This window comes from Streptomyces sp. NPDC048106, from assembly GCF_040706415.1.
Taxonomy (GTDB): Bacteria; Actinomycetota; Actinomycetes; order Streptomycetales; family Streptomycetaceae; genus Streptomyces.
Genome location: NZ_JBEZND010000064.1, coordinates 12,747 through 31,662 on the forward strand (window position 1 = coordinate 12,747; position 18,916 = coordinate 31,662).

The 18,916-nt window shown below is 74.8% G+C and carries 21 protein-coding genes; 9 read left to right on the plus strand and 12 right to left on the minus strand.

Going from position 1 to position 18,916, the window contains the following annotated elements; translation table 11 throughout:
• Window positions 1-10 precede the first annotated feature (10 nt).
• The 3 genes from AB0927_RS38485 to hypA are packed head-to-tail and all read left to right on the plus strand — an operon-like array spanning window position 11 to window position 775.
• Entirely contained in the window at window positions 11-217 is a 207-nt protein-coding gene (locus AB0927_RS38485; RefSeq protein WP_366672507.1) for a hypothetical protein, read from the plus strand.
• A gap of 59 nt (window positions 218-276) precedes the next feature.
• Window positions 277-426 carry a hypothetical protein gene (locus AB0927_RS38490; protein WP_366672509.1) on the plus strand — a complete coding sequence of 50 codons (150 nt, stop codon included), beginning with the start codon at window positions 277-279 and terminating at the stop codon, window positions 424-426.
• Between the two features lie 7 nt (window positions 427-433).
• Window positions 434-775, plus strand: coding sequence for a hydrogenase maturation nickel metallochaperone HypA (hypA, locus tag AB0927_RS38495; RefSeq protein ID WP_366672510.1), 342 nt, complete (start codon window positions 434-436; stop codon window positions 773-775).
• Window positions 776-832: 57 nt separating this feature from the next.
• Here hypA and hypE read toward each other — a convergent pair whose 3' ends face one another.
• Genes hypE through AB0927_RS38530 form a run of 7 tightly spaced genes read right to left on the minus strand, consistent with a single transcriptional unit; the run spans window position 833 to window position 8,776 of the window.
• Window positions 833-1,909 (minus strand): hydrogenase expression/formation protein HypE, encoded by a 1,077-nt coding sequence (gene hypE / locus AB0927_RS38500; protein ID WP_366672512.1) that lies wholly within the window; start codon window positions 1,907-1,909, stop codon window positions 833-835.
• Window positions 1,902-3,044, minus strand: coding sequence for a hydrogenase formation protein HypD (hypD, locus tag AB0927_RS38505; RefSeq protein WP_366672513.1), 1,143 nt, complete (start codon window positions 3,042-3,044; stop codon window positions 1,902-1,904). The genes hypE and hypD overlap by 8 nt, the downstream gene beginning before the upstream one ends.
• Window positions 3,041-3,331, minus strand: a complete 291-nt coding sequence (locus AB0927_RS38510) for a HypC/HybG/HupF family hydrogenase formation chaperone (protein WP_285561997.1) — start codon at window positions 3,329-3,331, stop codon at window positions 3,041-3,043. The genes hypD and AB0927_RS38510 overlap by 4 nt, the downstream gene beginning before the upstream one ends.
• Before the next feature lie 3 nt (window positions 3,332-3,334).
• Window positions 3,335-5,677 (minus strand): carbamoyltransferase HypF, encoded by a 2,343-nt coding sequence (gene hypF / locus AB0927_RS38515; RefSeq protein ID WP_366672514.1) that lies wholly within the window; start codon window positions 5,675-5,677, stop codon window positions 3,335-3,337.
• On the minus strand, window positions 5,674-6,402 hold the full coding sequence (hypB, locus tag AB0927_RS38520) for a hydrogenase nickel incorporation protein HypB (protein ID WP_366672515.1): 729 nt from the start codon (window positions 6,400-6,402) through the stop codon (window positions 5,674-5,676). The genes hypF and hypB overlap by 4 nt, the downstream gene beginning before the upstream one ends.
• Window positions 6,403-6,461: 59 nt before the next feature.
• Entirely contained in the window at window positions 6,462-7,043 is a 582-nt protein-coding gene (locus AB0927_RS38525; protein WP_366672516.1) for a hydrogenase maturation protease, read from the minus strand.
• Window positions 7,040-8,776 carry a hydrogenase maturation protein gene (locus AB0927_RS38530; protein ID WP_366672517.1) on the minus strand — a complete coding sequence of 579 codons (1,737 nt, stop codon included), beginning with the start codon at window positions 8,774-8,776 and terminating at the stop codon, window positions 7,040-7,042. Before AB0927_RS38530 ends, AB0927_RS38525 begins: the two co-directional genes overlap by 4 nt.
• A gap of 208 nt (window positions 8,777-8,984) precedes the next feature.
• On the opposite strand from AB0927_RS38530, the gene AB0927_RS38535 reads away from it, so the two are divergent.
• Entirely contained in the window at window positions 8,985-9,491 is a 507-nt protein-coding gene (locus AB0927_RS38535; protein WP_366672518.1) for a DUF1360 domain-containing protein, read from the plus strand.
• Window positions 9,492-9,595: 104 nt separating this feature from the next.
• On the opposite strand, the gene AB0927_RS38540 is transcribed toward AB0927_RS38535, so the two are convergent.
• Window positions 9,596-9,988, minus strand: coding sequence for an MgtC/SapB family protein (locus AB0927_RS38540; protein ID WP_366672519.1), 393 nt, complete (start codon window positions 9,986-9,988; stop codon window positions 9,596-9,598).
• A 178-nt stretch (window positions 9,989-10,166) separates the two neighbouring features.
• Between AB0927_RS38540 and AB0927_RS38545 the strand changes: the two genes are divergently transcribed.
• Together AB0927_RS38545 and AB0927_RS38550 are read left to right on the plus strand one after the other, a co-directional pair.
• Window positions 10,167-10,610, plus strand: a complete 444-nt coding sequence (locus AB0927_RS38545) for a DUF2267 domain-containing protein (RefSeq protein ID WP_366672520.1) — start codon at window positions 10,167-10,169, stop codon at window positions 10,608-10,610.
• 134 nt (window positions 10,611-10,744) lie between these two features.
• On the plus strand, window positions 10,745-11,125 hold the full coding sequence (locus AB0927_RS38550) for an ANTAR domain-containing protein (protein ID WP_366672521.1): 381 nt from the start codon (window positions 10,745-10,747) through the stop codon (window positions 11,123-11,125).
• Here the strand turns inward: AB0927_RS38550 and AB0927_RS38555 are convergent.
• A complete protein-coding gene (locus AB0927_RS38555; RefSeq protein ID WP_366672522.1) occupies window positions 11,106-11,255 on the minus strand; it encodes a hypothetical protein in 150 nt (49 codons plus the stop codon). The two genes, AB0927_RS38550 and AB0927_RS38555, sit on opposite strands and share 20 nt — an antisense overlap.
• Before the next feature lie 270 nt (window positions 11,256-11,525).
• Between AB0927_RS38555 and AB0927_RS38560 the strand changes: the two genes are divergently transcribed.
• Window positions 11,526-12,713: an AI-2E family transporter gene (locus AB0927_RS38560; protein WP_366672523.1), complete on the plus strand. Its 1,188-nt coding sequence runs from the start codon at window positions 11,526-11,528 to the stop codon at window positions 12,711-12,713.
• A gap of 37 nt (window positions 12,714-12,750) precedes the next feature.
• Here AB0927_RS38560 and AB0927_RS38565 read toward each other — a convergent pair whose 3' ends face one another.
• On the minus strand, window positions 12,751-13,308 hold the full coding sequence (locus AB0927_RS38565; RefSeq protein WP_366672524.1) for a TetR family transcriptional regulator C-terminal domain-containing protein: 558 nt from the start codon (window positions 13,306-13,308) through the stop codon (window positions 12,751-12,753).
• A 62-nt stretch (window positions 13,309-13,370) separates the two neighbouring features.
• Between AB0927_RS38565 and AB0927_RS38570 the strand changes: the two genes are divergently transcribed.
• Both AB0927_RS38570 and AB0927_RS38575 read left to right on the plus strand, forming a co-directional pair.
• A complete protein-coding gene (locus AB0927_RS38570; protein WP_366672525.1) occupies window positions 13,371-14,459 on the plus strand; it encodes an FAD-dependent monooxygenase in 1,089 nt (362 codons plus the stop codon).
• Window positions 14,460-14,507: 48 nt separating this feature from the next.
• Window positions 14,508-15,665 (plus strand): aromatic acid exporter family protein, encoded by a 1,158-nt coding sequence (locus AB0927_RS38575; RefSeq protein WP_366672526.1) that lies wholly within the window; start codon window positions 14,508-14,510, stop codon window positions 15,663-15,665.
• Window positions 15,666-15,693: 28 nt separating this feature from the next.
• On the opposite strand, the gene AB0927_RS38580 is transcribed toward AB0927_RS38575, so the two are convergent.
• Window positions 15,694-16,530, minus strand: coding sequence for a lysozyme (locus tag AB0927_RS38580; protein ID WP_366672528.1), 837 nt, complete (start codon window positions 16,528-16,530; stop codon window positions 15,694-15,696).
• 137 nt (window positions 16,531-16,667) lie between these two features.
• The gene (locus tag AB0927_RS38585; RefSeq protein WP_366672527.1) at window positions 16,668-18,530 is read right to left on the minus strand and encodes a M1 family aminopeptidase; all 1,863 of its coding nucleotides are present in this window, start codon (window positions 18,528-18,530) and stop codon (window positions 16,668-16,670) included.
• Window positions 18,531-18,916: the final 386 nt, after the last annotated feature.

Sequence of the window (18,916 nt, forward strand, 5' to 3'; positions counted from 1 at the left end):
GAGAGCGGACATGGGCACCATCCGAGTGGGCCGCCCCCAGGCGAAGCCCGACACACCGAGTCATGTACCCGGGCTGCACCAGGGCAACAAGGGCCCGTACCAGGAGCAGCCCGGACACCACCGGGACGGCAGCTCCGACGCGCGCCGTTCCACCGGTATCCACTGGAAGCGGCATGACGCCCTGGGCGAGAGCATGCCGAACATCTCGCCCGGATGAGAGGACGGAAAGGGACCGCCATGAGCGATTGCAGAGGCAGAAAGCGCGCGCGAGCGAGGATGTCCGGACGGCAGTTGCTGCTGCTCCAGGCCGCGCTGCTCGGCGGCGCGATCACCGTGCTCGTCGTCAAGGAACTCCCGGGCATCATGCGGGAGTTGCGGATCTTCCGGATGACCGGCGGTCCGGGCGCGAACCGTCGCTACCCCTGAGGCGGCCGTGCACGAACTGTCGATCGCAACGGCAATCGTGGAGCAGGCCGAGGAGATCGCCCGCGCGGACGGCACGGACCGGGTGTCCGCGGTGACCGTCCGGGTCGGCGAGCTGTCCGGGGTGGTGCCGGGGGCGCTGGACTTCGCCTTCGAGGTGGCGCGCGACGGTACGGCGCTCGCGGGTGCCCGGCTCGTGGTGGAGCCGGTGCCCGCGCTGGCCTGGTGCGGCGGGTGCGCCGAGGAGTTCGCGGTGGGCATGCCGCCGTTCTTCTGGTGCCCGCGCTGCGACCGTCCCTCCCAGGAGCTGCGCAGCGGCCGGGAGCTGGAGATCACGGGCGTCGAGGCATGACGGTGCCGGCCCCCGCCGTGGCGGGCGGGGGCCGGCGAGGATCTTGCCGCGGCCGGGTCAGCAGATGCGGGGCAGCTGCTCGCCCAGCGGCAGGTCCACGACCCGGGTGCCGCCGAGGCCGGTGGCGACGACGACCATGCCCGGGTGGTCCGCCACGCACTCCCCGATCAGCGCCGCGCCGCCGCCGTGCGGGTGGGCGCGCATCGCGGCGAGCACCGCCTCGGCGTGCCGCGGGGGCACGAAGGCGACGAGCCTGCCCTCGTTGGCGACGTACAGCGGGTCGAGGCCCAGGAAACCGCAGGCGTTCGCGACCTCGTCGGGGACCGGGAGGGCCCGCTCGCGCAGCCGTACCCCGGTGCCGGAGGCGCGGGCGATCTCGTTCAGGGAGGCGCCGAGCCCGCCCCGGGTGGGGTCGCGCAGCGCGTGGATGTCCGGGGTGACGTCCAGCATGGCCGCGACCAGACCGGCCAGCGGGGCGGTGTCGGAGGTGATCTCGACGCCGAACTCCAGGCCCTCGCGCACGCTCATGACGGCCACGCCGTGCTGCCCGATCGGGCCGCTGACGATGACCGCGTCGCCGGGCCGGGCGCGCTGGGGACGGATGTCGACGCCGTCGGGGACCAGCCCGACGCCCGCCGTGGTGACGTAGACGCCGTCGCCGTGCCCGGACTCGACCACCTTGGTGTCGCCGGTGGCCACGATGACGTCCGCGGCCCGCGCGGCGGCGCCGATGGCGTGGGCGATCCGCTCGACCACGGCCAGTTCCACACCCTCCTCCAGGACGAAGGCGGTGGAGAGGTAGGCGGGCCGGGCACCGCTCATCGCGAGGTCGTTGACGGTGCCGTTGACGGCGAGGTCGCCGAGGCTGCCGCCGGGGAAGAACAGCGGCCGTACGACGTAGGAGTCGGTGGAGAAGGCGAGCCGGGCGCCGCCGAGGTCGAGGACGGCGGAGTCGGTGAGGGCGGCGAGGGTGGGGTTGCCGTAGGCCGGGGCGAAGACCTGCTCGATCAGCTCGGCGGAGAGGGCACCGCCGCCGCCGTGGCCCATGACGACGACCGGCTGGTCGCGCAGCGGGGCGGGGCAGGTCCAGTTCGCCGGGTCGACGGCGGTGCCGGGGGTGGCGAGGTCAGCCAACGGGGTTCATCTCCTCCCGCGGGACGCGCGATCCCTGCGGTGCCGGGGCGTTCAGGCGGCGGTAGAGGTAGTAGGCGGCGCAGGCGCCCTCGTTGGAGACCATGGTGGCGCCGAGCGGGGTGCGCGGGGTGCAGGCCGTGCCGAACGCCTCGCACTCGGTCGGCTTGATCAGTCCCTGGAGGACCTCGCCGGCCCGGCACACGGCGGGCTCCTCGGTGCGGATGCCCGAGACGTCGAAGCGGTGCTCGGCGTCGTAGAGACGGAAGGCGTCGGTCAGCCGCCAGCCGCTGGCCGGGATGCGGCCGATGCCGCGCCAGTTGCGGTCGGCGACCTCGAAGACCTCCTCGATCATGCCGAGGGCGGCCGGGTTGCCCTGCTCGCGCACGGCCCGCGGGTAGGCGTTCTCCACCCGGTGCTCGCCGCGCTCCAGCTGATGGACGGCGCGCCGGATGCCCTCCAGGATGTCGAGGGGTTCGAAGCCGGTGACGACGACGGGGACGCGGTGCTTCTCGGCGAGGTCCGGGTACTCGGCGGTGCCCATCACGCTGCACACGTGTCCGGCGGCGAGGAAGCCCTGCACCCGGCAGCGGGGGGCGGTCATGATCGCCTCGATGGCCGGGGGGACCCGGACGTGGGAGACCAGCAGGCTGAAGTTGCCGATGCCCTGGCGTCGGGCCTGGTGGACGGCCATGGCGTTGGCGGGGGCGGTGGTCTCGAAGCCGATGGCGAAGAACACCACCTGCCGGTCGGGGTTCCTGCGGGCGAGGTCGAGCGCGTCCAGCGGCGAGTACACCACGCGGACGTCACCGCCCTCGCCCTTGACGCGGAACAGGTCCCGGTCGGTGCCGGGCACCCGCAGCATGTCCCCGAAGGAGCAGAAGATCACCTCGGGGCGGGCGGCGATCTCCAGGGCCTTGTCGATGACCTCCAGCGGGGTGACGCACACCGGGCAGCCGGGTCCGTGGATCAACTCGACCTCCTCGGGGAGGAGTTGGTCGATGCCGTGCCGGATGATGGAGTGGGTCTGGCCGCCGCAGACCTCCATCAGGGCCCAGGGGCGGGTGACCGTGGCGCGGATCTCGTCCAGCAGCCGGCGCGCCCGCTCGGGGTCGTTGAACTCCTCGATGTACTTCACCGGACCTCACTCTCTTTCTCCTGGCGGGCCGCCTGTTCCCACGCGTCGCCGAACTCCTCTTCCAGCAGTCCGAGTTGGTCGAACAGCTCCAGGGAGGCGCGGGCCGACTCCTCGTCCAGGCGCTGGAGTGCGAAGCCGACGTGCACGATCACGTACTCGCCGACCCGCACATCGGGCAGGTACTCCAGGCATGCCTGTTTTCGGACGCCGCCGAAGTCGATCAGGCCGGTGAGGGGGTCGGCCTGGTGGTCGATGGACACGACCTTGCCGGGCACTGCCAGACACATGTCTCACTCCGTCTCGTGGTGGGGTGCGGTGGCCGCGACCATGAGCTGGCCGAGCGCCAACCCCCCGTCGTTCGGGGGGACTTCGCCGTGCCGCAGGACCGTGAAGCCGTCGGCCCACAGCAGCGCGGAGCAGCTCTCCTCCAGCAGGGCGTTGGCGAACACCCCGCCGGTGAGGGCGACCGTGCCCAGGCCGGTCGCGCCGCGGGCCCGGCGGCAGATCTCGGTGACGGCACGGGCCACGCCCCGGTGGAAGCGGGCCGCGAGCACCGGGGCCGGGGTGCGGCGGCGCCGGTCGGCGAGCAGCGCCCGCAGCATCGGCGCGGGATCGCAGGCGAGGGTGGCGCCCCCGGCGAGCCCGAAGGGGTACGCCACCGCGTCCGCGTCCCGTGCCTCCAGCGCCGCGGCCTCCAGCTCCAGCGCGGCCTGTGCCTCGTATCCGGCGCGGTGGCAGACGCCGGTGAGCGAGGCCACGGCGTCGAAGAGCCGCCCCATGCTGGAGGTGGGCACGCAGGCCACCTGCCGATCCAACTGCCGTTTCAGCAGGTCGAGTTCGGGCTGGGTGCAGGCGGTGACGCTGGGCAGGTCCGCCGTCCAGGGCAGACCCGCGGCCCACAGCCGGGCCAGGGCCAGCCGGCAGGGGTTGGCCACGCCCGCGTCGCCGCCGGGCAGCGGGGCGGGGGTGAGGTGGGCGAAGCGGCGGTAGCCGGTGTAGTCGGCCAGCAGGATCTCGCCGCCCCACACCGTGCCGTCGTCGCCGTATCCGGTGCCGTCGAAGGCGACGCCGATGACCGGGGTGGTGCCGTCGAGGCCGTGTTCGGCCATGGCGGAGGCGATGTGGGCGTGGTGGTGCTGGACGAGCCGCAGCGGGAGCCGGGTGCCCGCGCGCCGGCGGGCCCAGCCGCCGGAGTGGTAACCGGGGTGGCGGTCCGCGGCGACGAGCCGGGGGGTGACGTTGGTCAGCCGGCTCAGGTGGTCCGCGGCCCGCCCGGCCGCGTCCAGGGTGGCCAGGTCGCCCATGTCGCCGATGTGCGGGCCGAACCAGGCGAGGTCGCCCTCGCCGAGGCAGGGCGCGTTCTTCAGGTCGCCGCCGACCGCGAGCGCGGACCGCACCGCGACCGGCAGGCGCAGGGGGCGGGGCACGTAGCCGCGCGAGCGGCGCAGCACCTGCTCGCTGCCGTCGGGGCGCACCCGCAGCAGCGAGTCGTCGCAGGGCACCGCGATGGGCCGGTCGTGGGCGAGCCAGGCGTCGGCGAGCCCGGCCAGCCGGGTCAGGGCCTCGGCGTCGTCGGTGACGATGGGCTCGCCGGAGCGGTTGCCGCTGGTCATGACCAGCGCCCGGGGGCCGGGCGGATCGCCGGGCAGCCCGAACAGCAGGGTGTGCACGGGGGTGTAGGGCAGCATGACCCCGAGGTGCGGGCTGCCGGGACAGACCTGGTCGGCCGGCCGGGGACCGTCGGCGGAGGTGGCGCGGCGGCGCACCAGCACGATGGGGCGGCGGGGTCCGGTCAGGGCGGCGCGCTCGGCGTCGGTGAGGACCGCGAGGCTCTCGACGACCGCGAGATCGGCGCACATCACCGCGAACGCCTTGCCGCCGCGCTCCTTGCGGTCGCGCAGCGTGGCGACGGCTCCCGGATCGGTGGCGTCGCAGGCCAGGTGGTAGCCGCCGAGTCCCTTGACGGCGACGATCCGCCCGGCGGCGAGCAGTGCCCGGGCCGCCGCGAGGGCGTCCGCGTCGCGCGCCGGGCGCACGCCGGGGCCCGACAGGGTGAGGCGGGGGCCGCAGCCGGGGCAGGCGACGGGCTGGGCGTGGAAGCGCCGGTCGGCCGGATCGCCGTACTCCCGAGCGCAGTCGGGGCACATCGGGAAGCCGGCCATGGTGGTCGCCACCCGGTCGTAGGGCATGCCGGTGGCGATGGTGAAGCGGGGGCCGCAGTGGGTGCAGGTGAGGAACGGGTGCCGGTGCCTGCGGTCGTCCGGGTCGGCGAGTTCGCGCAGGCAGTCGGCGCAGGTGGCGGTGTCGGGCGGGAGCTGGGTGCGGCCGCCGGCCCGCTCGGTGGAGCGGATCGCGAAGGGGCCGCCGGTGCCCGTGGCGGGCAGGTCCTCGTGGGCGACGCGGGTCACCGCGGCCAGCGGCGGGGGGCGGTGGGCCAGCAGGTCGCAGAACCGGTCCACCTCCTCCGCCGGTCCCTCGACCTCGATGAGCACGCCGTCGCCGGTGTTGCCGACGAACCCGGCCAGGCCCGACTGCGCGGCCAGGCGGTGCACGTACGGCCGGAAGCCGACCCCCTGGACGGTGCCGTGCACGGTGAGCCGGCGGCGGACCGGGCCGGTCGCGGGAGCGGTCATGCGACGGGCGCGGACTCGTCGTGGTGGTGGTGTCCGTGCGGATGCGGGGCGAGCGGCGGCCGGTGCGCGGGGGCGCCGTCGCGGGCGGCGAGGGCGCGGTCGAGCACGATGCCGACGCCGTCGCCGGTGCGGGCGCAGGACCGTACGACCTCCACGCCCGGGTTGACCCGCCGCACGTTGGCGCGGAACGCGGTCTCGTCGAAGCCGGCGGCCTCGGCGAGGTCAACCTTGGTGATGACGACGAGATGGGCGGAGCCGAACGCCGTCGGGTACTTCAGGGGCTTGTCCTCGCCCTCGGTGACCGCCATCAGCACGATCCGGAGGCTCTCGCCGAGGTCGTAGGCGGCCGGGCAGACCAGGTTGCCGACGTTCTCCACGAAGAGCACGGAGGTGTCCTCGGGCAGCCAGCCCGCGAGCCGTTCACGTACCTGGCGGGCCTCCAGATGGCAGAGCCCGTCGGTGAGGACCTGCTGGACGGGGGCGCCGGAGCGGGCGAGCCGGATGGCGTCGTTCTCGGTGGCCAGGTCGGCGGTCAGCGCGGCCACGGGCACGCCCCGCGCCACCGCGTCGGCGAGCATCCGGCCGAGGAGTTCGGTCTTGCCGCTCCCCGGGCTGGACAGCAGGTTGACCACGGCCACCCCCCGCGCCGCCAGTTCCTCGCGCAGGCTCGCGGCGAGGCCGTCGTTCTTCGCCAGGACGGCCTGTCGGACGTCGGACCGGCACATGGGCGCTGCTCCTCGGGTCGGCGGCTGGGCCCCGGGCCGCGTCCCGCGCGGCCCGGGTGTCACCGATCTTCGGCCGTCGCGGCCGCCCCGGCGGGCAGCGCAGCCGAGTGGGCCGGACCGGATTCCATCGAGCGGCCCAACGCGGCGGCCGGTGCGCGCGGATCGGCCAGCAGCAGCGGGACGAGCGCGTGCAGCGCGGTGACGGCGGGCTCGACGGCGGCGCGCACGGCGGCGCCGAGCCCCGGCAGGATGTCCTCGTCGGCGGGCGGCAGCACCTCCGGCTCGCAGGCCAGCACCAGCACCCGGGGCAGCGGCTCCTCGCCCAGGTGCGCGGCCAGGGCCAGCACCTTCGCCGGATCCATGCCGTGCGCCTCCGGCGGGACGGTGCCGTCGGGGGGTTCGGCCTCGATCAGCGACAGCGTGCCGGGCCGGTGCCCGCCCCGCGCCGCGTCCACGAGAACGGCGGTCTCGCACCCGCCGAGCAGGTCGTAGGCGAGGTCCAGGCCGCGGATGCCGTAGTCCCTCACCTGGACCTCCGGCGGGAGGGGGCGCCGGTCGAGGGCGCGGATCACCTCGGGCCCGAAGGCGTCGTCGGCGAGGAAGATGTTGCCGACGCCGGCGACGAGGAGGCGGGCGGTCATCGGGGGGTTCCGGCGGGACCGGTCCGACCGGTGGGGTCGGACGGCGCGGCCAGCGGCCGGGGGGAGCCCGACGGCGTCTTGCGGACGAAGGCCGCGCGCAGGGCGTGGTACGGGGCTGCCGGGTCGAAGAACAGGGCGTGCATGCGGGCCAGTTCGGACCGCCGGTACTCCGCGAGCGGCCGCTGCCGTTCGTCGGCGGCGCGGGCGGCCGCCTTCTCGGCGATCCGGCGGTCCAGGCCGGGGGCGGCGGCGAGGGCGGCCGCGAGCCGCTCCGTCTCTGCGGCGAACTCCCCCGGCGCGGCCGGTACGAGCCGGTCCGCCAGCCCGAGCCGTGCGGCGGTCGCCGCGCTCACCGGCAGCGCCTGCTCGGTCAGCCGACGGGCCTGGCCGGGGCCGACGCGGCGCGGCAGGGAGTACGTCCAGAACTCGGAGCCGTACAGGCCCATGCGCCGGTAGTGCGGGTTGAGGACCGCGCCGGTGCGGCACCAGACCTGGTCGGCGGCGAGGGCGAGCATGGCGCCGCCCGCGGCCGCGTTGCCGGCGAGCGCGGCCACCACCAGCCGGTCGGTGGTGCACAGCACCGCCTCCACCAGGTCGTCCATGGCGTCGAGGTTGTCCCAGGACTCCTGGGCCGGATCCGGGGCCGCCTCGATGACGTTCAGGTGGATGCCGTTGGAGAAGAAGTCCCGCGCCCCGCCGAGCACCAGGACCCGGGTGGGGTGGGTGAGCGCGTGCTCGTAGGCGGCCAGCAGGCGGCGGCACTGGTCGGTGCTCATCGCGCCGCCCGGGAAGGAGAAGCTCAGCAGGCCGACGTCCCCGCGCTGGCGGTAGCGGATGTCGGCGTAGGTGTGCCGCCGCGGGGGCAGCTCCAGCGGGGCGGCGACTTCCGGGAGCCGGAGCGAGGGATCGAGGGCGGCGAGGACCGCGGCGGCCGGGCGGCGGAAGGGCGCCGGGTCGCCGGAGTTCTTGCGCGGGCGCAGTTCCGGGATCCAGACGGCGCCGTCCCGGGTGGCCCGGCAGACCGCTCCGGCCCGCTGGGCCAGCAGTTCGCCGGGCCGGCCGCGCAGTTCGTCCTCGGGGTGGCCGCCGTGCAGGAACAGTTCCCGGCCGAGGAGTTCGTCGCGGACGCCGGGCCGCGAGTCGGCGCCGCGCAGCTTGCGCAGCACCGTGGCGGTGTCGTCGTGCTCCCAGCCGATGCGCCGCCGCTCCTGGCGGAAGGGGTCCCGCCAGACGACGGCGATCGAGGGGTCGCTCTGCGGGCGGGGCTTGTACGCGCCCTCCGCGTGGCGGCGCACGGCCGTGAGCACGGCGGTGACGGCGGCGTCGGAGACCTCGTTGCGGTACAGGTCGCTCTTGCCGACGGACGCCACCCGGAACGGCTCGGCCGCCCAGACGGGGCCCGCGTCCATGCCCGCCTCGGCCTGGAGCACGGTCACGCCCCACTCGGGGGCCTGTTCCGCGATGGCCCAGTCCAGGGCGGAGGGGCCCCGGTCGCCGGGCGGTCCGGGATGCACGATCAGACAGGTGTGCTCCCGCCACACCTCCTCCGGCAGGGCGGTCGTGAGCATCGGGGCGATGACGAGGTCCGGGCACGACTCCCGTACGGCGGCCCGCACCGGGCCGTCGCCGTGGGAGGCCAGGACGACGTCCACGCGGTGTCCGCGGTCGGACAGTTCGGCGTACACACGCTGGGAGAGACTGTTGAACGCGCTGGCCACGAGCAGGATGTCCATGACGCGGCATGCTCGCCCCCGCGCCCCGCCCCGCGAAGGACCGGCACGGCGTTTCGCCCCCGTCGGCCGGTGCGCTTCCGCCATCCGGACCGCGCGGACGGGGCGCCGGGGTGTGCGGGACCGGCGCGCCCGGATCCGCCCCGTGTCGCCCCGCACCCGCCGGGAACCCGGTGCGTGCCCTCGGCGGAACCGACCGGCTGGAGGTCCCATGACGACGGACGCCGCACGCGACGACGACACCGCGCGTTACGACGACCGGGGCGAGGTGCCGCTCGCCGGCTACGCCGCCCTCGCCTGCGCCTTCGCGGCGGGCACCGGCGCCTTCGCGCTGGTGGCCCGGCGCCGGGGGGTACGGCTGCCCGAGCGGGTGCCGCCGTGGGACGTCGTCCTGCTCGGCACCGCGGCCTACAAGGCGTCCCGGCTGCTGACCAGGGACAAGGTCACCAGTTTCGTGCGGGCGCCGTTCACCCGGCGGACGGGCGAGGGCGAGGCGAACGAGGTCGTCGACGAGCCGCGCGGCCGCGGGCCGCGGCGGGCCGTCGGCGACCTGCTGTCCTGCCCGTTCTGCGCCTCCGCCTGGACCGCCGGCGCGCTGGTGTGCTCCTACACGGCCGCGCCCCGGCTCACCCGGCTGGTCTGCGGCGGCTTCGGCGCGCTGACCGTGGCGGACTGGCTCCAGTACGCGTGGACGTGGACCCAGCAGACGGCGGAGTGAAGCGGAGTGGAGCCGTGAAGTCCCCTTCCCCGCTCCTCACTCCTCGTCCGCGGCCGGGATCAGCTCGATGTCGAGCACGCCCTCGTCCTGGAACAGTTCCGCCGTCAGCCGGGCCGGGTCCGCGGCGCCCTCCAGTTCGAGCAGGACGCGGGCGGCGTCGTCCGTGCGGCCCGGCAGCCGTCCGACCCTGACCTGCACGATGCGGAAGCCGAGCCCGGTGCTCCGGAGACGATCTGGGCCGCGACCCGGGAGGGGTCGAAGGAGACGTGCTCAAGGCCGAGCACCGCCGTGAAGCCGTGCTGGGAGACCTCCATCATCAGGGCGCTCGCGATGCCGACCAGCGTGTGGGTGCGCAGGCCCGCGCTCTTCTGCTGGGCCGCGCGCTCCCAGCCGATCAGGCTCGACAGCAGCAGCGCGAGCCCCAGCTCGGCCAGTTGTCTGGGCCCCTGGCCGTTGTGTATGTCCCACAACGGGGCCGCCGGCCACACTCCCGCCATGCACACCTCGCACGTCGTTCCGCCGTCGTCAGGTCCTGCCGACGGCGTCTACCCCCGAGGTGGTCCCCCGACGCTACCGGGACGGCCGGTGCCGCGCGCGTCGGCATCCGCCGTGACGGGGGTACTCGGCACCGGCATGCGCATTCCGACGAGGTTTCGCGGGGAAGGGGAGCGGCTCATGCGGCACGACGAGATGATCGGAAAGGTGCAGGCGCTCGCCCAGCTGCCCGACCGGGGCTCGGCCGAGCGGGCCGCGCACGCGGTCGTGGCGACGCTGTCGGAACGGCTGCCGTCCGGGCTGGCCCGGCATGTGGCCGCCCAGTTGCCGCCCGACATGGCCGACGCGATGCGGCAGGCCGCCAACGCCGGTGCGGTGTCCGGCGCGCACGGCTCGGGCACGTCGGGCGAGCGGTTCGGGCTGACCGTCTTCGCCGGTCGCATCGCCGACCGGGCGGGCACCGACGAGGACACCGCGCTGCGGGACGCCGCCGCCGTACTGGAGGTCCTGGACGCCGCGCTGGCCCCGGAACTGACCGAGCGGATGGCGGGCGCGCTGCCGGCGGACATCCGGGAGCTGCTGCCGGTGGAGCGGGCGAGCGAGGGCGCGGAGCCGGGCCGCTGAGCAGGGCGACGCGCACGACGCCGGTCGTCGCACGCGTGACCTCGCGCGGGGTTGCTGATTCAATCCGAGTGCACGCGCCCACTGGGGGCAGGCGTAGCAGCGAACGCCCCCGCCCCGCCCGGAAAAGGTGCTCGATGGCCTTCTTCGCTCTCTCCCGGCAGCAGCCCCTGGCCCTGCTCTCCACCACCGATCTGGTCACGGCGTACGACCGGTTGCTGGAGCGGAACCGGCAGCTGGAGCAGGCGGTCACCTCGCACGCGGTGATCGACCAGGCCATCGGAGCCGTCGTCGTCCTCGGCCGGCTGGCGCCGGAGGAGGCGTGGCGGGCGCTGCGGGACGTCTCCCAGCGCACCAACACCAAGATGCGCACGGTCGCCGCGCACATCCTCGACTACGCCCAGGGCGGCACCCTCCCCGAGGCGGTACGCGTCGAACTCGCCGCCGCCATCGCCCGCTACCGCGCGTGCGGGGCGCCCGGCAAGGCCCCGGAGCCGGTCAGTGACGCCCCGGCCTGATCCGGCGGTGCCTGCGCACGCGCGCGGCACGGGGTTTGGAGGGGCGGGTCACCCATCGGTCCTCGACCTGGTCGAGACCGAACAGCAGCAGGCTGAGAACGGGGAGCAGCAGAACCGCGACGGTGATCAATGGAGGTACTCCCTCCTGGCCGACGACACCCCGCGAGTGCCCCGGCGCGGGCCGACCCACCCGGAAGGGTTGTGAAGGTCCTGTGACCACCACCCGCACCAGGGCCGCGTGGCCCACGTCCACTGTCACATCACCGGGCCCCCCGCACATCTCCTGACCGCCGCGCGTCACGGCGGCGCGGGGACGGAGCGTGACCCGGGCGCGGGCGCTGGACGGGCCGGGCGGCCGGGGCTGTGCCTACGGTGCTTCCAGGAGCGTCGGACGGGAGCGATGGTGGGCGGAGCGCGCCGGCGGCCGGCCGGGCCGGAGGGAGGCGGGCGCCGGGCGGGGCGGGCGGTGCTCGGCAGCCGGCCCGCGTACTCCGTGCGGCCCGCCGCCGCCCCGCGTCCCGCGCCCCCGGAGCCCCCGGAGCCGACGGCCGAACGCACCGTGCCCTGGCTGCGCGTCGTCGCGTCCTACGCCTGGCGGCTCATCCTCGTCGGCATCGTCGTCTACGGCGTCTTCAGCATCCTCGGCAGCTTCCAGCTGATCGCCGTCGCCCTGTTCCTGGCGCTGGTCATCACCTCGGTGCTGCGCCCGCTCACCGACCTGCTGAACCGGGTCCTGCCGCGACCGCCGGCCGTCGCCGTCGCGCTGGTGGGCAGCCTGCTGCTGCTCCTCACGCTGCTCGCGCTGGTGGGCAACGCGGTGGCGGGCGAATCGCCCAGGCTGGCTGGGGAGTTCCGCGGTGGTGTGCACCGGATCGAGGAGTGGTTGCAGCGGCCGCCCTTCCGGCTCAGCCCCGGCCGGCTCTCCGCACTCGAACGCCAGGTGACCGACTACCTCGCCGCGCACCGATCCAGCCTGCTCAGCAGCGCCGTCAGCGGGCTCGGCCGGGTGGTGGAGCTGGTGACGGGCGGGGCGCTGGCGCTGTTCGCCTCGGTGTTCTTCATCCACTCCGGGGAGCGGCTGTGGGGATGGGCGCGCGAGGAGCTGCTGCCGGCCGGGGCGCGTCCGGCCTGGGACCGGGCGGGGCGGGCGGCCTGGCGGACCTTCGCCGGGTACACGCGCGGCATCATCATCGTGGCCGCCACCAACGCCGTCCTGGTGGGCGTGGCGCTGCTGGCGCTGCGGGTGCCGCTGGCGCTGCCGCTGACCCTGCTGGAGTTCTTCGCCGCGTTCGTGCCGCTGGTGGGCTCGCCGGTGGCGCTCGCGGTCGCCACGGTGGTCGCGCTGGCCGGCCGGGGGCCGCTCACCGCCCTGGCGGTGCTGGCGCTGATCGTGGTGATCGGGCAGCTGGAGGGGCATGTGCTGCACCCCGTGGTGATGAGCTGGGCGGTACGGCTGCACCCGCTGGTCGTCGCCGTGTCCGTGATCGCGGGCAGCATCGTGGCGGGGGTGATCGGCGCGATCGTCGCGGTTCCGCTGGTCTCGGTGGTGTGGGCGGTGCTGCGGGCCCTGCGGGCCGTGCCGCCGTGAGCCGGGGAGGGCGGCGCCGCCGTGTCCCCGTGCCGTCTCAGCGCAGCGCCGCGGCCACGAGCGCCGCGATCTCCTCCTCCGGGACGCCGCCGCCGTTCACCAGCCGGTCGAAGACCAGCCCGTCGACGCAGTGCAGCAGCCAGACCGTCCGCTCCCGGGCGTCCGCCACCCCGTGCGCGGCGAGGAAGTCGCACACGGACTGCCGCGCCCGGTTCTCGCGCGGCACGAGGATCTCGCGCAGGACCGGGTCACGGGCGCTCTCGACGGCGCAGGCGTAGCGCGCGAGGGTGCGCCGGCGCCCTTCCCCGGTGAGGCGTACGCGGATCAACTCGCCGATGCCGGCGGTCAGTTCGGCGGCCGACCGGGGCACCGGCACCTGATTGCCCATCCGTTCCAGCTCCGCCTGGTCGAGGGCCACCAGACGCCGTACCAGCGCGGTCAGCAGCGCCTGACGGGTGCGGTAGTAGGCGGAGGTGGTGCCGGCGGGCAGGTCCGCCGCCCGGTCGACGGCGCGGTGCGTCAGCCCCCGGATGCCGGTGTCGGCGAGCACCGCGATGGCCGCGTCGGCGAGGAGAGTACGTCGGTCTGTGGACACCCCCTCTTTGTACACCGGGGTCTTCTACGGCTGTAGAAGCACCAAGGCGAAGAGGGCCCGGCATGGGCGGCACGGCGGTGGTGGTCGGGGGCGGTATCGGCGGGCTGGCGGCGGCCATCGGGCTGCACCGGATCGGTTTCCGGGTGCGGGTGGTGGAGCGGGCCGCGGTCCTGGACGACGCGGGCGCGGGCATCTCGCTGCACGCCAACGGGCTGCGGGCGCTGGACGCCCTCGGCGTCGGGGCGGCCGTACGCGCGGCGGCGCACCCGCAGTACACCGGGGGCACCCGCACCCCGTCGGGCCGGTGGCTCTCGCGCATGGACGGGACCGCGCTGGAGCGCGCGCTGGGCACGCCGATCGCCGGTGTCCGGCGCTCGGTCCTGCACCGCCTGCTGCGCGCGGAACTGCCGGACGAGTGCCTGCGCACCGGCGCGACCGTGCCCTCGCTCCTTCTCTCCGACCCCGCCGAGGTGGGCGTGCCGCTCCCGGACGGCATCCTGGCGGCGGACCTGGTGGTCGCGGCGGACGGGGCGCACAGCCGGCTGCGCGGTCTGCTGTTCCCGGACCATCCCGGCGCCTCCTACAGCGGCTCCACCGTGCTGCGGGCCGTCACCCGGCACCCGTTGGACCTGTCCACCGACTTCGAGCTGACCTGGGGCGAGGGCGCGGAATTCGGGCACATCCGCTTCGCGGACGGCCACGCCGAGTGGCACGCGGTGCTCGGCTCGCCGCCCGGCGTACGGCACTCCGACCCGCTCGGCATGCTGCGCCGCCGCTTCGCCGGCTGGCACGAGCCGGTCGGCACCCTCCTGGCGGCCACCCGGCCCGAGGACGTGCTGCACCACGACATCGACCAGGGCGCCTGCCAGGCCCTGGAGGACGCCGCGTGCCTGGCCGCCGCCCTCGCCGAGGCGCCGTCCGTCGAAAAGGCGCTGGCCCGGTACGACGCCGAGCGCCGCCCCCGGGCCCAGGCGGTGGCCCGCGCCGCCCGGCAGGCGGGCCGGATGGGCCAGCAGTTGTCCGGGCCGCTCGCCGTCGGACTGCGCAACACCGCGATGCGGCTCGTGCCGTCCGGGGTGGCCCTGCGGGCGATCCTGCGGCACGCCGACCGGACGCCGCCGGCGGTCCCGGCGCGAGACCGCCAGTCGTGACGCCGACGACGGGGGCGTAGGCGCGGGCCCGCTGGTCACCCGGAACGTATGCGATATGGGCCTTGGGACGTCGTACGGGGAGCGGCACGCGCGGTACGGCACGACCTGTCGGCGGCGGCGGGCGGTCTGCGCCGGGCCTGCGCCGGGCCCGGCCGGGAGCGGGATCTGGCCGCGCAGGCCCTGAAGGCGGCGCTGGCCGCGTGGCTGACCTGGCTGATCGCGGGCTGGTGGCTGCACGCGCCGGTGGCGTTCGTCGCTCCCTGGGTCGCGGTGGTCCTGGTGGAGTCCACGGTCTACCGGTCGATCGCGCACGGGCTCCAGCAGCTCGGGGCGATCACCGCGGGCACGGTCACGGCCACCGCGGTCGGCCTGGTGCTGCACAGCACGGCGGTGGCGATGGCGGTGGTGCTGCCGCTCGCGCTGCTGCTCGGACACTGGCGGCGCCTGGGCAGCCAGGGCGTCTACGCGGCCACGGGCGCCCTGTTCGTCCTCACCGACGGCAGCGTCACCGTCACGACCTCCGCGGCCAGGATCGCGGCGGCGCTGTTCGGCGCGGGGGTGGGCATCGCCGTGAACGCGCTGGTCCGCCCGCCGCTGTATCTGCGCGACACCCGGGCGGTGCTGCGGGACGCGACCGAGGAGGCCCACGACATCCTGCGCGCGGTGGCCGACGGGCTGGCCCGCGGACGCTGGGACGCCGAGGAGGCGGACGCCTGGCACGAACGGGCGCTGCGGCTGCACCGCCTCGTCGACGAGGCCCGCTCGGCGGTCGAGTGGAGCCGTGAGAGCCTCCGCGTCAACATGCGCCGCCGCGGGGCCGTACCGCTGCCCGGCAAGGGGTACGACGACGCCCTCGCGGTGCTGGACTACGCCGCCGTGCACACGGCCGGGGTGACCCGCACGGTGCTGGAGGTCGCCGCCGAGGACCGCGCGGCGCCCCGCCCGCATCCCGAACTCGCCCTCAGCTACGCCCGGTTCCTGTGCCGTACCGCCCGCGTGCTGCGCCTCTACAGCCGCAGCCGCTTCGACGCCGCCGCCGAGGACGAACTGCGCACCGAGGTGACCGCCCTGCGCGCCACGCTCGACACCCTGCGCCACGACCTGGCCCGCTCCACCACGGACGACCCCGACGACCTCGCCACCTACGGCACCCTCCTCGCCCAGGCCAACCGCCTGACCGACCACCTCCTGACGTCGACCGCGTGACCCCCGCGCGGGCCGTCGCCCGGCGGGGTCAGCGGGAGGCGAAGGTCTTGAGCTGTTCCTTGCCGCCGTTGAAGCGGTCGTGGTCGCCCACGGTCTTGCCGGTCGAGGTGTACTGCCACATGGTGTAGTACGACCAGCCCGCCGGCAGGGTGCCGGCCGTCGAGGCGTAGCGGGCGATCCACAGCGGGTTCGCGCTGAAACCGCCGTAGTTCCCGGTGCACTTGGTCCACCAGGTGGTGGCGGTGTAGATCACGGCGGCGCGCCCGGTGCGGGCCTTGTAGCGGTTGAGGAAGTCACGGATCCAGCCGACCATCTGGCTCTTCGACTTGCCGTAGCAGTCGCCGCCGTACGGGTTCCACTCGATGTCGAGGACCCCGGGGAGCGTCTTGCCGTCCGCCGACCAGCCGCCGCCGTGGTTCACGAAGTAGTCCGCCTGGGCGGCGCCCCCGGAGGCGTCCGGGGTGGCGAAGTGGTAGGCGCCGCGCACGATGCCGACGTCGTAGGAGCCGGTGTACTGCTGGGTGAAGTAGGCGTTCTTGTACGACGTTCCTTCCGTGGCCTTGGTGTACGCCCAGCGCACCCCGCTGCCGTACAGGGTGGACCAGGCGACGTTGCGCTGGTGGCTGGAGACGTCCACGCCCTCGGTCTGGCCGGTGCGGGAGTCGGTGGTGGTGTCGGTGGCGGCACCGTCGTGGGCGAGGACGCCCACGCCCATGTAGGCGCTGCCCCGCTCGGGGGTCACGGCGCCGCTTTCGGGCACGGCCGCCGGGACGGACAGGGTGAGCAGGAGGCCGGTCAGCACGCCGGTGACGGTCAGGCGTGAGCGGCCGCGGGAAAGGGTTATTGAGCTTCGCACGGCTTCCATCTGACCCGGCATCGGACCGCACCGCACTCCGGGTTCCGCCCAACGAAGGCGGATACTCGCGGTTTTGGGCCATCCGAGTGCCCCGCAGGCCGGCCGCCGGTGCCCCTTGCGGGCGTCCCGCGGCCGGCCGGCGCCCGTCAGCCGTCGATGCGGTGCTGGGTCCAGAAGGAGGTCAGGTCCGTGCTGGTGGCGGCCTGGGCGGCGGCCTTGAAGTCGGCCGTGGTGGAGACGCCGTACCAGTGCGCGGTCGCGTAGTCCTTCAGCAGCTTGGCCATGGCGGTGTCGCCGAGGACGCGCTGGAGGTCGTGCAGGGCGCACTTGCCGTAGCCGTAGACCACGGTGGAGTAGCGGGAGGAGTGCGCGTCCCAGTACGCCATCGAGTTGGTGATCTTCTCCGTGCTGGAGGCCCAGGAGACGCTGCTCCAGCAGTTGGTGCCGGTGTTGCCCTGCGCGAGGTCGGTCGAGTAGTCGGCGAACGACTCGTCCAGCCAGGGGTTGTTGTACTCGTCGTCGCCGACGATGCCGTACCACCACTGGTGGGCGATCTCGTGGGTGAGCGCGGTGCTGCTGACCAGGTCGAGGACGAAGCCGGGGTACTCCATCCCGCCGAACCAGTAGTTGTTGTCGAGGACCGCGTCGAGTTCCCCGTACGGGTAGGCGCCGAAGCGGGCGGCGTGGGCGTCGACGGCGGACTCGGCGGTGCTGAGCATCGAGCGGGCGCTGGTGGAGCTGATTCCGGAGACGGAGTACACGTTCACCGCGACGCCGGCCGGTGAGGTGCCGGAGACCTTGGTGAAGGGCCCGGCGGCCCAGGCGAAGTCGCGGACCTGGGAGGCGGTGGCCGTGGTGACGGTACGACCGCTCGTGCCGGGGGTGTCGGTGGAGGTGCCGGTGGCCGGGACCAGCAGGGTGCTCGGGTGGTCGAGGGTGACCTTGAAGTCGGCGGCCAGGGAGTAGAAGGCCTCGCCGTTGTTCGTGTACGGGTCCAGGTGCCAGCCCGCGCCGTCGCGGATCGCGAGGACCGGCAGGGCGTTGCCGATGAAGCTGTACGCGCCGTCGTGTCCGAAGCGGTCGGCGCCGCTGGGCACGGTGATGGCGAGGTCGAAGCCGATGGTGGCGCTCTGCCCCTGGGCGAGCGGGGTCGGCAGGGTGATGTCCAGCGCGGTGCAGGCCACGGAGAGGTCGCCCGCGGTGCCGCCGGTGACGTTGCCGACCTTGACCGGCATCGCGGCGCAGGTGCCGTGGTAGTTGTCCCACAGCCGCAGATAGACCTGGTCGAGCGCGGTGGCGGAGGCGTTGGTGAAGGTCACGCTCTCGTGCCCGGTCCAGGCGGTGCCGCTCGTGTCGCTGCTCAGGTCCACGGTGTAGGAGGGCGCGGCCGGGGTGCGCGTGGCGTCGGTGGCCGGGGGCATGGTGCCGCCCGAGGTGTCGAGGGCGATGTCGTCCAGGACGAAGCTGGTCTGGAGGCTGGAGTCCTCGGTGCCGGTGAAGGAGAGGTTCACCGTCTGCCCGGCGAAGGACGACACGTCGAACGACTTCTGCGTGTAGCCGGTGTTCTTGTCGAGATTGGACCAGCTTGCCAGGGTGGTGCCGCCGATCTTGGCGGTCAGCTTGTCGTAGGCGGTGGCGGAGGTCGTCTCGGCGGTGTCGATGTGCAGGTAAAAGGTGAGGGTGGCGGTGGAGCACCCGCCGGGGATGGTGACGCTCTGGCCGAGGCTGTCGGTGCGGCTCTTGCCGGTGCCGTCCAGCCAGGCGTAGGAGCTGCCGCTGTGCGGGCTCTGCCCGGTGCGGCTGGTGATCACGGTGGACGTGGACGGGGTCCACGCCGGACTCCCGTTCTCGAAGCCGCCGTCGGTCACCACCTGGGCGGGGGTGCAGTCGGCGGCCGCGGAGGCGGGGGCGGTGCGCGCGGCGGCGGGCACGGCGGGGAGGAAGAAGGCGGCCAGGGCGGCGGCGGTGAGCGCGGCGACGCCGGCGGCCTTGTGGGGGGTCGGTCTCACACACTACTCCTTTGCGGCGGCCGGGATTCCGGCCTGCTCGACGGCCGCCCGGCCGGCTGGGGTGCGCCGGGGCGGCCGCGGTTCGGGGTTGCGCGAGCGCTGTGCTGAGAAGCCGGCCGCGTCCCGCTGGGGCCGGGGCGCCGGCTGCCGAAAGAGTGACAGATTTGACCCGTTCATGCCAGACATTCCCGCCGGTTCGGCGGGCGGGAGGGCGCACGCCAGGGGCGGGGGCGCGCGGAGAACCGCCAAGACGGCGGGACGGGACGGGTCGTGCCGCCCCCCCCGGGGGGCCGGGGGGGCGGGTAGCCCGGGGGGAGGGCGGGGGCCGGCGCCCCCGCCGTCTCCCGTGTCCGGGCTCACCGGCCGTACGAGTACCGGGAGCCGTA

Coding starts and splice junctions, on each gene's coding strand:
- AB0927_RS38485 (WP_366672507.1), top strand. CDS start 11: ATGGGCACCATCCGAGTGGGCCGCCCCCAGGCGAAGCCCGACACACCG.
- AB0927_RS38490 (WP_366672509.1), top strand. CDS start 277: ATGTCCGGACGGCAGTTGCTGCTGCTCCAGGCCGCGCTGCTCGGCGGC.
- AB0927_RS38510 (WP_285561997.1), bottom strand. CDS start 3,331: ATGTGTCTGGCAGTGCCCGGCAAGGTCGTGTCCATCGACCACCAGGCC.
- hypF (WP_366672514.1), bottom strand. CDS start 5,677: ATGACCGCTCCCGCGACCGGCCCGGTCCGCCGCCGGCTCACCGTGCAC.
- hypB (WP_366672515.1), bottom strand. CDS start 6,402: ATGTGCCGGTCCGACGTCCGACAGGCCGTCCTGGCGAAGAACGACGGC.
- AB0927_RS38525 (WP_366672516.1), bottom strand. CDS start 7,043: ATGACCGCCCGCCTCCTCGTCGCCGGCGTCGGCAACATCTTCCTCGCC.
- AB0927_RS38530 (WP_366672517.1), bottom strand. CDS start 8,776: ATGGACATCCTGCTCGTGGCCAGCGCGTTCAACAGTCTCTCCCAGCGT.
- AB0927_RS38535 (WP_366672518.1), top strand. CDS start 8,985: ATGACGACGGACGCCGCACGCGACGACGACACCGCGCGTTACGACGAC.
- AB0927_RS38540 (WP_366672519.1), bottom strand. CDS start 9,988: ATGGCGGGAGTGTGGCCGGCGGCCCCGTTGTGGGACATACACAACGGC.
- AB0927_RS38545 (WP_366672520.1), top strand. CDS start 10,167: ATGCGGCACGACGAGATGATCGGAAAGGTGCAGGCGCTCGCCCAGCTG.
- AB0927_RS38550 (WP_366672521.1), top strand. CDS start 10,745: ATGGCCTTCTTCGCTCTCTCCCGGCAGCAGCCCCTGGCCCTGCTCTCC.
- AB0927_RS38560 (WP_366672523.1), top strand. CDS start 11,526: ATGGTGGGCGGAGCGCGCCGGCGGCCGGCCGGGCCGGAGGGAGGCGGG.
- AB0927_RS38570 (WP_366672525.1), top strand. CDS start 13,371: ATGGGCGGCACGGCGGTGGTGGTCGGGGGCGGTATCGGCGGGCTGGCG.
- AB0927_RS38575 (WP_366672526.1), top strand. CDS start 14,508: ATGCGATATGGGCCTTGGGACGTCGTACGGGGAGCGGCACGCGCGGTA.
- AB0927_RS38580 (WP_366672528.1), bottom strand. CDS start 16,530: ATGGAAGCCGTGCGAAGCTCAATAACCCTTTCCCGCGGCCGCTCACGC.